This window comes from Sphingomonas hankyongi, assembly GCF_023516575.1.
GTDB lineage: Bacteria > Pseudomonadota > Alphaproteobacteria > Sphingomonadales > Sphingomonadaceae > Sphingomicrobium > Sphingomicrobium hankyongi.
The window spans coordinates 515265-528175 of record NZ_JAMGBE010000002.1; the positions used below are offsets into that span (position 1 = coordinate 515265).

The window sequence follows — 12911 nt, forward strand, 5'->3', positions numbered from 1 at the left end:
GCAGCAACAGCGGCAGCGCAAGCCCCGAAGAAGCCGAAACGATGGTCGGCAGCCGCTACTGGCCCGAGATGTCTACTCCGACGAACGCCTCCGGGCTGTTGCCGCGCTTGACGAGCAGCAACACGCTCGTCCGGCCCGAACGCTTGGCGGCATCCACTGCGCCGACGACATCGGCAGGAGTGCGCACGAGGACGTTGTTGACGGAGACGATCAAATCGCCCCGCTGCAAACCTTCGTCGGACGCGTCGCTGTTGGCGTCGACCGCCGTTATGATCACCCCGTGCGCCGTTGCCGGCAGGTTGGCCGCTCGTGCGAGGTCCGGTGTCAGCGGTGCAAGTGAAAGTCCGAGCGCGCGCTGTGGGGCAGCGGTGCCGCCGCCCGGCTGCTGAGGCGTCTGGCCCTGGCCTCCGCCGAGCTGCGCCAGCTCCTGCTCCGTCGGGCGTTCGCCAACCGTGACGGTAACCGTCTGGCGACGGCCGCCGCGAATGATCTCCAGCGGGACCTTCCGGCCCACCTGCGTGTTGGCAATGAGATAGGAGACTGTCTGTTCCGGAGTGACCGGCTGACCGCCGACGCTGAGGATCACGTCGCCCTGCTGAAGCCCGCCACGATCGGCCGGGCCTCCAGAAACGATCGAGCGCACGATTTCGCCGCTGTCCTTCGGAAGTCCGAGCGATGGCGCGAGATTCTCGTCGAGCGGCTGGAGGCCGACGCCGAGATAGCCGCGCTGCGGCCGCTGGCCCTTCATCAGGGAATCGATCACCGGCTTGGCAAGCTCGGCCGGGATGGCAAGGCCAATGCCGACCGAAGCGCCAGTCGGGGAAATCAGCGCCGAGTTGATGCCGATCACATTGCCGTTGAGATCGAACATCGGACCGCCGGAATTGCCCATGTTGATGGCGGCGTCGGTCTGAATGTAGCGGTCGTATGCACCGCTGCCAGTGATGCCGCGGTGCAGCGCCGAGATGATTCCGGCGGTCACCGTTCCGCCGAGCCCATAGGGATTGCCGATCGCGACGATCCAGTCGCCAACCCGTGCCTGGGTGCTGTCCCCCCATCGAACGTAGGGAAGGTTGCGGCCTTCAATCTTCAAAAGGGCAAGGTCGGAAGTATCGTCGCGGCCGACGATCCGCGCCGTATATTCCTTGCGATCCGTCGTGATCACGGTGACGCTGTCGACCGTGCCATTGCCGTTGGCGCCCTGAACCAGGTGATTGTTCGTCACGACATAGCCGTCCGGCGAGATGATGAAGCCGGATCCCAGGGATCCCGCCTCGCGTGTGCGCGGCTGCTGCTGTTGCTGCTGATTGTTGCCGCCGCTGGGCGGGAGCGTGGGATCGAACCTGCGGAAGAATTCCTCAAACGGATCGGCCTGGGTGCGGACAGGGACACGCTGCTTGGTCGAGATGTTGACCACGGCTGGCTGCAGCCGCGCGGCAAGGTCTGCGAAGGACATCGGCGCGCCTGCCCGCGGAGCCATCGCCGACGGAGCATTCTGAGCGACCTGCGCCCCCGCCTGCCCCGTAGCCAGCGAGAAGACCGACCCTCCCAGAAGCAGGGCCATTGCGACCCCATAGGCGTAGCGCACTTTTCCGGACTCCTTCGAGAACATGGATACTCCATCAATTGGGTCGAGACGCAAGGCGCTAATCTCTTTTGGGCCTTAACGCGGATTGAACGACGAGCTCAGCGAGAACGTCCAGAGAATTCCTTCAGATAGTCGTTCTGCGGCGACAGAACGACGGTCGTTGGGGCGGTCTTGTCCTGGCCGTCACCGACGAACGTCGTCTGGTAGCTCTGCATCGCGCGATAGAAATCATAGAAGCCCGCATCCTTGCCGAAGCTGGCCGCATAAGTTCGCGCAGCCTCGGCATCGGCCTCCGCGCGGATGATCTGCGCCTGCTTCGCACCCTGTGCACGGATCGACCTTGCTTCCTGAAGGCGCGCGGTGCGCATGCGGTCATAAGCTGACTGGAGTGGCGTGCCGTCCGGCAAGTCCGTTTTCTTGATGCGCACGTCGATGATCTCTGCGCCATATTGGCGGGCGATCCGGTTCAGTGAAGTTCGAACGCTATCCATGATGCCTTGACGCTCGGGAGTCAGGAGCGAGGCGAACTCGATGCGCCCGAGCTCGTTCCGAACCTCGGAACCCAGGATAGGCCGCAGCTGGTCCCGCAGTTGCTGTTCGTTGCGCGCACGAATGTACATCAGCAGCGGGTCGACGATCCGGTAGCGGGCGAAGGCGTCGACCTCCAAACGGCGCTGGTCGGTCGACAGCACCTGCTGCCTCTGCATGTCGACGTCCTGGACGCGCTTGTCGATCCACACCATCTGCTCGGCGAACGGCAGACGCCAGGAAATGCCGGCGCCCTGCGCGCCGATCGGTCGGCCGGCCTCATAGCGGTTGAGGATGCGGACCGGCTTGCCGAAGCGGACGACGACGGCCTGCTGCGTCTCAGGGATGATCGGGAAGCTGCTGATCACCACGAAGAGGACAAGGAGCGCAGCGATCGCCGAGAGAATCGGCCGGCGGCGAATGAGGTCGCTCATTGCTGCGGCTCCCGCGCCGGCTGCGCTTTCTTGACTTCGGGAAGGGGCAGATAGGGCGTCACGCCGGGCGCCTCGATGATGGTCTTGTCCACCTTGGAAAGCACCTGCTCCATCGTCTCATAATACATGCGGCGGCGGGTCACGTCGGGGGCGAGCTTGTATTGCTCGTAGACCTTGTCGAACGCGGTAGCCTCGCCCTGCGCCTTGGCGGTCAGCTGGAGCGCATAGGCGCGCGCCTGGTTGACGTAGGACTGGGCGTCCTGCTGCGCTGCAGTGACTTCCTTGAATGCGTCGTTGACGGCATCCGGCGGGTCGGCCTGCTTGATCGCGATGCCCTGAACCTGAACGCCCGAACGATAGCTGTCGAGAATCCGCTGCATCGTCTCGGCGACCTGCGTTTCGATCTCGGCGCGCTTGTCACCCATGGCGTCGTTGAGGCTGACGCGGCTGACCACGGCGCGCATCGCGCTCTCGGCAACCTGGCGGATCGTCTCGTCCGGCTGCGCAAGCTGGAACAGGTAGAGCTCAGGCGTCCGGATGTTCCAACGCACCGAATAAGCAATGTCGAGCAGATTCTGGTCGCCCGTCAGCATGAGGTCGTTGGCCTCGGCCGATCCCAGGTCGATCGTGCGGATATTCTCGACGTCGACCTTGATGACCCGGTCGACAGGCGATGGAAGGGTGATGCTGACGCCCGGCCCCAGCGTCGAGCTGTAGCGGCCGAAGCGGGTGACGACACCTCGCTGACCGGGCGAAATCACGTGGAAGCTGGTGAACAACAGCCACAGGATGATGAAGGCGATGAAGGCCCAGAAGATCAGGGAGCGATCCGGTCGGCCCGGGAACCCGCCGCCCTGGCCTCCGCCGAACCGGGCGCGGCTGCGCTGAAGGAATTCGTCCAGCGACGTGACGTTGCTAGACCCTCCGACCCCGCGCCGGCGTCGCGGCGGTGTCTCGCCCCACGGGCCGCCGCCCTGACCATCGCCTGAAGACGGCGGGTCGCCGCCCTCGTCTCCGCCGGAAGGGCCCCAAGGGCCTTTGGTGTCGGCGAACAGGCCGCGGATGCGGCTGCCCCACCCCATGAAAGTGCTCATCGTCCGCGGATATAGGAGGGGAGCGAAACGAAAAACAGTGGCAAGCGAGGGGATGCCTCCTATGTGCGTCCCGATGCCCGCCGAGGAACTCACCGAGCTTGAACACTCACCCCACGCGCCGCGCATTCGCTCGGCGAAGGTTAAGGATGGGGTGGCAATGGTGATCGCCGACGCGTCGGGCCTGGGCAAGGCGGAGGCCGAGGCGCTGGAACGCGACCTGCGTTCGGCAACTCTTGCAATTCCTGGCGTGACCGAAGCGAAGGTCGCGATGACCGTCGCCGAGCCGTCACGGACGTTGATCGCCATCGGCAGCGGCAAGGGCGGCGTCGGCAAGTCGACGGTGTCCGCAAACCTGGCCATTGCGCTCGCGCGGATGGGCAAGAAGGTCGGGCTGATCGATGCCGACGTTTATGGGCCGTCGCAGCCGACTCTGCTCGGGACCGACGCCAAGCCAACCGCGGAGGACGATCGGCTCATTCCCGTCGAGGCTCACGGAATCCGCTTCCTTTCGCTGGGACAGCTGGTCTCCCCAGGACATGCGCTGGCGTGGCGGGGGCCGATGGCCACCGGGGCGCTCGCGAAGCTCGTTGAAGCCGACTGGGGCGATGCCGAGCTCCTGATCGTCGACCTGCCGCCGGGCACGGGTGACGTGCAGCTTTCGCTGATCCAGCGGTCGCGGCCGGCGGGAGCGGTGATCGTGTCCACGCCGCAGGACCTCTCGCTGATCGACGCCCGCCGAGCGGTCGACCTGTTCAACAAGATGAGCGTGCCGGTGCTCGGGATCGTCGAGAATATGGCGACCTATGTCTGCCCGCACTGCGGAGAGGCGTCGCATCCTTTCGGCACGGGTGGGGCAGAAGCAGCGGCCGCGGAGATGGGCGTGCCGTTCCTCGGCCGCTTGCCGCTGTCGATGAACATTCGCGAATCTTCGGACGCGGGCCGGCCACCTGCAGTAGATGGCGGCGAGGATGCGCAGGCGTTTGCGACGATCGCCGCGAAACTGTTGGAGGCCGTGAAGCATTAACTCGCGCGAAGGAGGCCGTCATGCCGCTCACCCGCGACGAGGACATCGCAGAGCTTTTAACCGGCGCCCGAAACATCGCGATTGTAGGCGCTTCCGACCGGCCGAGCCGCCCCTCCTACGGGGTAATGGGCTATCTGCAGGACCACGGCTATCGTGTGCTTCCCGTCAATCCGCAGATCACCGGCGAGCATGTGCATGGCGAATTCGTCTGGCGCGAGCTGGCGCAAATCGGGGTGCCGATCCACATCGTCGACATCTTCCGCCGGCCCGAAGCGGCAGCGGAAGCAGTCGAGCAGGCGATCTTTGTCCGTGCCAAGGCCGTCTGGATGCAGCTGGGCGTGATCAACGAAGAGGCAGCTTCGCGAGCCGAGGCGGCCGGGCTGAAGGTGGTGATGGACCGCTGCCCGAAGATCGAGATCGCCCGGCTTGGGCTCCCGAAGATCGCCGCCGACGCCTAAGCCGCTCCTATCGTCATCTCCGGCACCAGGATGGTCGGTGCATCGATACCGCGAGTGAACTCGAGGTCCGAAGCGGGCTCGAGCGTCGCGAACATATCGATCAGGTTCGAAGCAATGGTAATCTCCGCTACCGGCTCGGCGATCTCACCGTCGCGGATCATGAAACCGACTGCGCCGCGGCTATAGTCTCCGGTCACTCCGTTCACGCCCTGCCCGATCAGCTCGATGATCAGCACCGCTTCGGGGCATGCGGCGAGCAGCTCTTCACGAGAGCGCCGGCCGGCGGCCATGTAGAGATTGGTCGGGCTAGCGCTCGGCGCGCCGCCGGCTCCGCGAGCAGCATGCCCAGTGGGCTGAATGCCAAGCTGGCGTGCCGACGCGCTCTCCGCGATCCAGCTGGTCAAAACGCCAGCATCGATAAGCTCACGGCGCCCGACCCGAACGCCTTCCCCATCGAAAGGCCGCGAGCGGAGGCCCCGCGGTCGCAACGGATCGTCGACGATCGATACTCCGTCAGCGAACACGCGCTCGCCAAGCTTGTCACGCAGGAAGCTCGTCTTCCGAGCGACCGAAGATCCTGTGATCGCCCCCGCGAAATGACCGAGCAAAGAGGAGGAGACCCGCGGATCGAAGAGAACGGGATATCGGCCGGGCTTGGGGCGCCCCGGATTGAGGCGGCTGACCGCGCGTTCTCCCGCGCGGCGTCCGATCTCGGCAGGAGCTTCGAGATCGCACAGGAAGCGGCTGCTGCGCCAGGCGTGGTCGCGCTGCATCGTCGCGCCTTCACCGGCCACGACTGCCGCCGAACAGCCGTGGCTTGAGCTGCGGTAGGCGCAAGCAAATCCCCCCGAGGTCGCAAGCGCAATGGTCGAGGCCGATGCGCTCGCGCCCGCACCGCTAGAGTTCGTCACGCCTGCGACCGCAAGCGCCGCTCGCTCGGCTTCCAGTGCCCGATTGCGGAGCTCGGATGGATCGGGCTCCACGGGGTCGAACGATTCAATCGCGGGCGGATCTTCGCGAAGCAGGAGATGGTCGGGCGCGAGACCGGCAAAAGGGTCTTCGGGCGCCTCCGCCGCCATTGCCCGGCAGCGTTCCACGAGAGCTGAAAGGGCCTCGTCGGAGAGATCCGACGATGCGACCGTTGCGGATCGCTGGCCAACGAACAGGCGAAGGCCAACTTCCTCGCCTTCGGAACGACCGACGCCCTCGAGTTCGCCGAGGCGGACCTGCACGCTGCTCGAGCGATCGCCGACGTAGAGCGCGTCGGCGGCGGTTGCCCCAGCGGCGATCCCGCGCTCCACGAGCGACTTGGCGATACGTTGTGCTTGTTCTGGAGATTGCATGAGCGCCGCGCCCTAGCGCGCAGTCAGCCCTACGACCAGCATGGCGAGCCATATTAGAAATCCGCACAATCGGTTGGAGCGGAATAGCTGGAGCGCGAGCTCACCATCCTTCGGATCGGCCCGCAGCACCTGGTTGGCGAGGTGCAATGCCGCAGGCGCAAGGGCCAGGAGTGCGACCCAGTCGCCCCGCACCTGCCAGATTGCCGCACCCCACAATAGAAGCGCGACCGAATAGAATATTCCTATGCCGGCCGGCGCATTTTCACCGAGGCGACGTGCGCTCGACTTCACCCCGACCAGTGCATCGTCCTCGATATCCTGGATGGCATAAAGCGTATCGTATCCCACCACCCAGGCGATGCTTCCGAACCAGAGGAGCAGCGGCGCCCAGTCCAAGGACCCTGTTACCGCAGGCCACCCGACCAGCGCTCCCCATGAGAACACCAGGCCAAGCCATGCCTGCGGCCACCAGGTGATGCGCTTCATGAATGGATAAGCCGCGACGGGCGCGATGCTTACGAGCGCGGCGATCGCGGCCACCCAGTTGATCTGCAGCAAGACGATCAGCCCGACAAGACAGAGCAGACCGATGAGCGCCCACGCGGCCTTGAGTGAGACGCGGTCGCTCGCGAGCGGACGCAGCCGCGTCCGTTCGACTTTCCGGTCGAGATCGCGGTCGACGATATCATTGTAGACGCAGCCCGCGCTGCGCATCGCGAATGCGCCCAGGAACAGCCACAGGAACAGGTCCCAGCGACCGCCAACGCCGGCGAGCGCCACGCTCCACGCGCACGGCCAATAGAGCAACCATGTGCCGATCGGCCGGTCGAGGCGCATCAGCGACGCAAATGGGCGCAACCGAGGCGGCAGGCCGCCGATAAACCCGCGCCGCTCGCTATCGGGTACGATGTCGGTCGCCGCGCTCACTTCGTGCGAATGTACCGAACCTGGCCGACGTCGCTCCAGGCTCCGCCATTGACGGATTTCTCCTGGCGCAGGCCGAGGCCCGTCGGGAGCGGCCAGATGTGGGTGCGCACCTGATTGAACCCGTCCGGGCGCTGATATTCACCAAGGCACGTCACACCTTTGAGGCCATTGGCAAAGCAGCTCTCGGATCGGCTCGATCCGTCCTGCGCGTAGCTCAGATAGGTGTAGGTCTTCGCCGCTTCCGACCAACCCAGCACAGCCACGTGGTGCTGCGGCTTACCGTGGCGGCCGTCCATCGTGTTGCAGACCACGAACGCGTGGTCCTCGAACCATGCGCAACTGTCCCGATAGCGGTCTTCCATGCCCGCAATGGTCCATTCACCGACCAGGAACCCCAGCCCCTGCTCCAGCTCAGGCCGAGCGGCCGTCACGGGACCGTCCAAAAATAATGCGAGCGCTGCAGCGCCGATGATGATGTACCGCATGATGTCTTCCCACCGAGCCCGCGCCCAATGTGACCGTAGCGCGGCGCGCATGCAATCGGATCAGCGCGCTTTTGACCGCGAGCATCGCTGACGTAGAAGGCGAAGATGCCTGCAACCCCCGCCTGGCCTCCGAAGAGCCTGCCGCGCCTGTTCGTTCGCACGCCCCTGGCAGCAGGCGCGAACATCGAGCTGGATGCAACTCAGGCCAATTATCTCGGCAACGTCCTACGGCTGAAGGAAGGCGGCGAGTTACTGGTTTTCGACGGAGGCTCCGGGGAGTGGCTCGCAAATATCTTGGACGCGGCGAAGAAGCGCATGACGCTCACTGTCGAGCGCCGTACGCGCGAACCGGAGATCGTCCCCGACGTTTGGCTCGCTTTCGCGCCGGTGAAACGGACGCAGACAGACTGGCTGGTTGAAAAGGCCACCGAGCTGGGTGCAGTCAGGCTGATCCCGGTAATGACGCAGCGAACGGTCGCGGAGCGCGTCAAGCTCGAACGGCTGGAGGCAATCTCGATCGAGGCTGCCGAACAGTGCGGTCGCACGCTTCTACCGGAGATTCTCGAACCGTTGTCACTGAAGCAGCTGCTCGATCAAATGGGATCGCGAACCCTTTACTTCGCGGATGAAAAGGGCGGCGAACCGGCAGCTTCGGCGATGCGGCCCGGCTCGGCCCTGATCCTCACCGGACCCGAAGGCGGGTTTACGGCCGAGGAGCGCGCTCTTGTACGCTCTGCTCATGGCAGCATCGCAATTTCGCTCGGCCCCCGCATCCTCCGCGCGGAAACGGCCGCGCTGGCTGCGCTTGCCGCCTATATGGCGCTCGCCGGAGACTGGCGCTAAGCGCGCCGGCGGATGACCCAACGCACCGACGACAGCGCTAGCCCGCTCATCGAGACCCGAGCCGATTTGCTGTCGGTCTTCTCAGGCGGAGAAAAGCCGAAAGAAAGCTGGCGGATCGGTACTGAGCACGAGAAATTCGTCTACCGGGTCGAGGATCATCGCGCCCCTTCCTATGACGAGCGCGGCGGCATCCGCGACTTGCTAAAGGGCCTTACCGAGTTCGGCTGGAGCCCGGTCGTCGAGAACGGCAATGTGATTGCCCTGACCGGCAGCGACGGCACCATAAGCCTAGAGCCCGCGGGGCAGTTCGAGCTATCCGGAGCGCCGCTGGAAACCCTCCACCAGACGTGCGCCGAGGCTGCGCGCCATCTCGGTCAGTGCAAGATGATCGGCGATCGTCTCGGGCTCGGTTTCCTGGGGGTGGGCATGTGGCCCGACAAGACGCGCGCCGAGCTGCCGATCATGCCCAAGGGCCGGTACAAGGTGATGCTGAACTACATGCCCAAGGTCGGTAACCTGGGCCTCGACATGATGCTCCGCACCTGTACCATACAGGTTAATTTAGATTATAGTTCTGAAGCCGACATGGTGAAGAAGTTCCGCGTCGGCCTGGCTCTGCAGCCGGTTGCGACGGCTCTTTTCGCGAATTCACCATTCACGGAGGGCAAGCCGAACGGCTTCAAGAGTTTCCGCAGCCATATCTGGGAAGACACGGACCCGGACCGGACGGGAATGCTGCCGTTCGTGTTCGAGGATGGCTTCGGCTACGAACGCTACTGCGATTACGCACTCGATGTGCCGATGTACTTCATCTACCGGGACGGCGAATATATCGACGTCGCGGGCCGCAGCTTTCGGGACTTCCTGGAAGGCAGGCTTCCGGAGCTTCCGGGCGAGAAGCCCACGCTCACCGACTGGACTGACCATCTTTCCACCGCCTTTCCGGAAGTGCGGCTGAAGAGCTTTCTCGAGATGCGCGGCGCCGATGGGGGCCGGTGGGGCCGCATCTGCGGGCTTCCGGCCTTTTGGGTGGGGTTGCTTTACGACAGTGACGCGCTCGACGCCGCCTGGGACCTGGTGAAGGACTGGCGCATCGAGGAGCGCGAGCGGCTGCGCCACGAAGTGCCCGGCCTGGCACTCGACGCGCGCGTACCCGACGGGCGTTCGATGGGCGAATTCGCGGCCGAAGTGCTCGACATATCGGCGAGCGGATTAACCCAGCGCGGGTTCCTCAACTTTGCCGGCGACAACGAAGGTGGATTCCTTGATCCATTGCGCGACGTCGTCGCAAGCGGCATGACGCCCGCCGATCGGCTGCTCGCCAAGTATCACGGCGAATGGAGCGGCGACCTGTCCCATATCTACAAGGAATTCAGCTTCTGATGGACATGCAGATCACTGGCCGCCGCGCGCTTTACGAAGCGTTCGACCCTTACGAGACCGGACAGCTCGACGTGGGCGACGGTCACACTCTCTATTGGGAGCTGAGCGGTAATCCGGAAGGCAAGCCCGTCGTCTTCCTGCATGGCGGCCCGGGCGGCGGATCGAGCCCTGAGCATCGGCGGCAGTTCGACCCCGACAGATACAAGATGCTGGTGTTCGATCAGCGCGGGTGTGGCAAGTCGACGCCTTATGCGAGCCTCGATGCGAACACGACCTGGCACCTCGTCGACGACATCGAAAAGCTTCGGACCGAAGTAGCCAAGGTCGACAAGTGGATGGTGTTCGGAGGGAGCTGGGGCTCGACGCTTTCACTGGCCTATGCGCAAACCTACCCCGATCGCGTCACAGAGCTGGTCCTGCGCGGCATCTTCCTGTTCGACCAGTATGAGGTCGACTGGCTTTACAAGGAGGGCGCCGACTCCGTTTATCCGGACAAGTGGGACGAATTCATTTCGCTGATCCCCGAAGACGAGCGCGGAAACTTGGTGGAGGCCTATCGCAAGCGCCTCACTTCCGGCACCGCTGAGGAGCAGTTGCCGGCCGCCAAGGCCTGGAGCGCGTGGGAGGCGGCGACCGTGACCGTCCTGCCCAGCGAAGAAACGGTGGAGCATTTCACAAGCCCGGAGATCGCGGTGGCGATCGCCCGCATCGAGAATCATTACATGGCGAACGGCGGCTGGCTGGAAGAAGGCCAGCTGCTGCGCGGCGCAGAGAAGATTCGGCACATTCCGGGCGTCATAGTGCAGGGCCGCCACGACACCTGCACGCCCCCGAAGGCAGCGTGGGCGCTCAAGAAGGCCTGGCCGGAGGTCGAGCTCAACATCGTGCCGGACGGCGGCCACCTCTACAATGAGCCCGGAATTCTCGACGGGCTGATACGGGCGACCGACAGGTTCGCATCACAATAAGCGGCGAGCGCGTCGACGGGATGACGGCGGGCCGGTGATTGGCTACGCCGCGCGGATGCGCATGCGTTCTTTCATCATCTTCGCCGCAGCAGTGATGGCCGCATCACCGGCCGCAGCGAGGCTGTCCCCCGCCGAGCAGGCAATGGTGCGAACCGTGGACGCGGAACGCGACCGCACGGTCTCAATGCTTGCCAAATGGGTCGGCCAGAACAGCGGCTCGTTGAACGCCCCCGGTGTGACGAGCGTCGGCCAAATGGTCCGGTCCGAACTGGAGCCGCTGGGCTTCGCCGTCGAATGGATCGACATGAAGGCGGCGCATCGGGCCGGTCATCTGGTCGCGCGGCACAAAGGCAATGGCCGCGGCAAGCGCCTCCTGCTCATCGGGCACCTGGACACGGTCTTCGAACCGGACTCGCCGTTCCAACGGTGGGAAAGGAAAGGCGATTGGGGCCATGGGCCCGGGGCGGCCGACGACAAGGGCGGCGTCGCCGTCATCGTCGCAGCCATTCGCGCGATGCAGCGGGCAGGTACGCTCAAGAATGCCGACATCACCATATTCCTTACCGGGGACGAAGAAGACTCAGGGAATCCCATCGAGCTCGCGCGGCGCGATCTGATCGCTGCGGGCAAAGCGGCCGATGTCGCGCTCGATTTCGAAGGCCTGGTCCGCGATGGCGGTCAGGACATGGGCTCGACGGCGCGCCGCAGCTCGGGAAGCTGGACGGTGGAGGTCACGGCCACGAGCGCGCATTCGAGCGGCATCTTCACCCAATCGAGCGGCTATGGCGCCATCTATGAGCTTGCGCGGATCCTGGATGGCTTCCGTCGCGAGCTTCGCGAGGACAAGCTGACTTATAATGTCGGGCTGATCGGCGGCGGGACCAGTGCCGCGCTCGACGCCGGGCGCATCAGGCTGGAGGCCACCGGCAAGACCAACATCATTCCCCCGACCGCCGTGGCCCGCGGCGATCTTCGTGCTATCGATCCAAGTCAGATCGAGCGCACGCAGCAGAAGATGCGGACGATCGTTGCCCAGTCTCTGCCCGGAACCAAGGCGACGATCAGCTTCGATAACGACGGCTATCCGCCCATGCCCCCGACCGCGGGCAATCGCGCAGTCCTGGAGGAACTCAACCGGGTCAACCGCGATGCCGGCTTCCAGGTCATGCCCGAGCTCGATCCGGTGAAGCGCGGCGCCGGCGACATCAGCTTCGTCGCCGCGGACGTCGACGGCCTTGCCGGCCTCGGTCCGGCGAGCGACGGAGACCACACGCCGGCAGAGCGCGTGGACATCCCCTCGATCAGCCTTCAGGCCAAGCGCGCCGCTATCCTGATGAGCCGGCTTTCCGCCCAGCCTCGCTAAGCGTCTCAAGCCCGAACTTGCGTGGCGTTGGCGCGAGGCGCAAGCTGCCCTTGCGGGGCCGAAATCGTGGCGCCCGAAGTCGTATCACCAGCAGACAGGGGAAGTGATATGCGCAAACACGTTCTGCTTAACGGTCTCATCGCGGGGATCATGCTTGCAAGCGCCTCCGCGGCCGATGCTCAACGCGCCTTCAAGGCGAGGCCGTTCGACCCAAATGCCTCGACGCAAACGGCTACCGACTACAGCCAGTTCGATCCGAACGTTCAGATCGGCAAGATCCTCAAGAATACGGAGATGCTGCTTCAGCAAATCCAGCAACTCAACGATCGTCTGGATGAGACTCAGAAGGAGCTCGGCCTGATCGAAGGCCGGGTCAGATCCACCGCGATGTACATGAATTCCGGCACTGGCGAGAGCGTAGGCCCGATGATCACCGAGATCCGAGACCGCGTGAGGAAGATGGACTAAGCGCC

General features: G+C 64.6%; 13 protein-coding genes. 7 read left to right on the forward strand and 6 right to left on the reverse strand.

Annotation, left to right across the window (positions count from 1 at the left end; all coding sequences use genetic code 11):
* Positions 1-55: 55 nt before the first annotated feature.
* The 3 genes from LZ538_RS07250 to hflK form a co-directional block, all read right to left on the reverse strand.
* Positions 56-1612, reverse strand: a complete 1557-nt coding sequence (locus LZ538_RS07250; RefSeq protein WP_249831321.1) for a Do family serine endopeptidase — start codon at positions 1610-1612, stop codon at positions 56-58.
* Between the two features lie 74 nt (positions 1613-1686).
* On the reverse strand, positions 1687-2550 hold the full coding sequence (hflC, locus tag LZ538_RS07255) for a protease modulator HflC (protein ID WP_249831322.1): 864 nt from the start codon (positions 2548-2550) through the stop codon (positions 1687-1689).
* Positions 2547-3644 carry an FtsH protease activity modulator HflK gene (gene hflK / locus LZ538_RS07260; protein WP_249831323.1) on the reverse strand — a complete coding sequence of 366 codons (1098 nt, stop codon included), beginning with the start codon at positions 3642-3644 and terminating at the stop codon, positions 2547-2549. The genes hflC and hflK overlap by 4 nt, the downstream gene beginning before the upstream one ends.
* Positions 3645-3912: 268 nt before the next feature.
* Between hflK and LZ538_RS07265 the strand changes: the two genes are divergently transcribed.
* A complete protein-coding gene (locus tag LZ538_RS07265; protein ID WP_249831594.1) occupies positions 3913-4668 on the forward strand; it encodes an Mrp/NBP35 family ATP-binding protein in 756 nt (251 codons plus the stop codon).
* 20 nt (positions 4669-4688) lie between these two features.
* Positions 4689-5126 carry a CoA-binding protein gene (locus LZ538_RS07270; RefSeq protein WP_249831324.1) on the forward strand — a complete coding sequence of 146 codons (438 nt, stop codon included), beginning with the start codon at positions 4689-4691 and terminating at the stop codon, positions 5124-5126.
* On the opposite strand, the gene LZ538_RS07275 is transcribed toward LZ538_RS07270, so the two are convergent.
* From LZ538_RS07275 to LZ538_RS07285, 3 genes are read right to left on the reverse strand one after another with little or no spacing between them, the layout of a single operon-like run.
* Positions 5123-6469, reverse strand: a complete 1347-nt coding sequence (locus LZ538_RS07275; RefSeq protein ID WP_249831325.1) for a TldD/PmbA family protein — start codon at positions 6467-6469, stop codon at positions 5123-5125. The two genes, LZ538_RS07270 and LZ538_RS07275, sit on opposite strands and share 4 nt — an antisense overlap.
* 12 nt (positions 6470-6481) lie before the next feature.
* Positions 6482-7396, reverse strand: coding sequence for a 4-hydroxybenzoate octaprenyltransferase (ubiA, locus tag LZ538_RS07280; RefSeq protein WP_249831326.1), 915 nt, complete (start codon positions 7394-7396; stop codon positions 6482-6484).
* Positions 7393-7881, reverse strand: coding sequence for a hypothetical protein (locus LZ538_RS07285; protein WP_249831327.1), 489 nt, complete (start codon positions 7879-7881; stop codon positions 7393-7395). Before LZ538_RS07285 ends, ubiA begins: the two co-directional genes overlap by 4 nt.
* Before the next feature lie 105 nt (positions 7882-7986).
* Here LZ538_RS07285 and LZ538_RS07290 point away from each other — a divergent pair, with 105 nt between their 5' ends.
* The 5 genes from LZ538_RS07290 (at position 7987) to LZ538_RS07310 (ending at position 12906) form a co-directional block, all read left to right on the forward strand.
* Positions 7987-8724, forward strand: coding sequence for a 16S rRNA (uracil(1498)-N(3))-methyltransferase (locus LZ538_RS07290; RefSeq protein ID WP_249831328.1), 738 nt, complete (start codon positions 7987-7989; stop codon positions 8722-8724).
* 12 nt (positions 8725-8736) lie between these two features.
* Positions 8737-10107: a glutamate--cysteine ligase gene (locus LZ538_RS07295; RefSeq protein ID WP_249831329.1), complete on the forward strand. Its 1371-nt coding sequence runs from the start codon at positions 8737-8739 to the stop codon at positions 10105-10107.
* Between the two features lie 5 nt (positions 10108-10112).
* Complete coding sequence (pip, locus tag LZ538_RS07300) at positions 10113-11075, forward strand: prolyl aminopeptidase (RefSeq protein WP_430741962.1); 963 nt, start codon at positions 10113-10115, stop codon at positions 11073-11075.
* Between the two features lie 61 nt (positions 11076-11136).
* On the forward strand, positions 11137-12438 hold the full coding sequence (locus LZ538_RS07305; protein WP_249831331.1) for a M20/M25/M40 family metallo-hydrolase: 1302 nt from the start codon (positions 11137-11139) through the stop codon (positions 12436-12438).
* Between the two features lie 108 nt (positions 12439-12546).
* Complete coding sequence (locus LZ538_RS07310) at positions 12547-12906, forward strand: hypothetical protein (RefSeq protein ID WP_249831332.1); 360 nt, start codon at positions 12547-12549, stop codon at positions 12904-12906.
* Positions 12907-12911 lie beyond the last annotated feature (5 nt).

Coding starts and splice junctions, on each gene's coding strand:
- LZ538_RS07250 (WP_249831321.1), bottom strand. CDS start 1,612: ATGTTCTCGAAGGAGTCCGGAAAAGTGCGCTACGCCTATGGGGTCGCA.
- hflC (WP_249831322.1), bottom strand. CDS start 2,550: ATGAGCGACCTCATTCGCCGCCGGCCGATTCTCTCGGCGATCGCTGCG.
- hflK (WP_249831323.1), bottom strand. CDS start 3,644: ATGAGCACTTTCATGGGGTGGGGCAGCCGCATCCGCGGCCTGTTCGCC.
- LZ538_RS07265 (WP_249831594.1), top strand. CDS start 3,913: ATGACCGTCGCCGAGCCGTCACGGACGTTGATCGCCATCGGCAGCGGC.
- LZ538_RS07270 (WP_249831324.1), top strand. CDS start 4,689: ATGCCGCTCACCCGCGACGAGGACATCGCAGAGCTTTTAACCGGCGCC.
- LZ538_RS07275 (WP_249831325.1), bottom strand. CDS start 6,469: ATGCAATCTCCAGAACAAGCACAACGTATCGCCAAGTCGCTCGTGGAG.
- LZ538_RS07285 (WP_249831327.1), bottom strand. CDS start 7,881: ATGCGGTACATCATCATCGGCGCTGCAGCGCTCGCATTATTTTTGGAC.
- LZ538_RS07290 (WP_249831328.1), top strand. CDS start 7,987: ATGCCTGCAACCCCCGCCTGGCCTCCGAAGAGCCTGCCGCGCCTGTTC.
- LZ538_RS07295 (WP_249831329.1), top strand. CDS start 8,737: ATGACCCAACGCACCGACGACAGCGCTAGCCCGCTCATCGAGACCCGA.
- pip (WP_430741962.1), top strand. CDS start 10,113: ATGCAGATCACTGGCCGCCGCGCGCTTTACGAAGCGTTCGACCCTTAC.
- LZ538_RS07305 (WP_249831331.1), top strand. CDS start 11,137: ATGCGTTCTTTCATCATCTTCGCCGCAGCAGTGATGGCCGCATCACCG.
- LZ538_RS07310 (WP_249831332.1), top strand. CDS start 12,547: ATGCGCAAACACGTTCTGCTTAACGGTCTCATCGCGGGGATCATGCTT.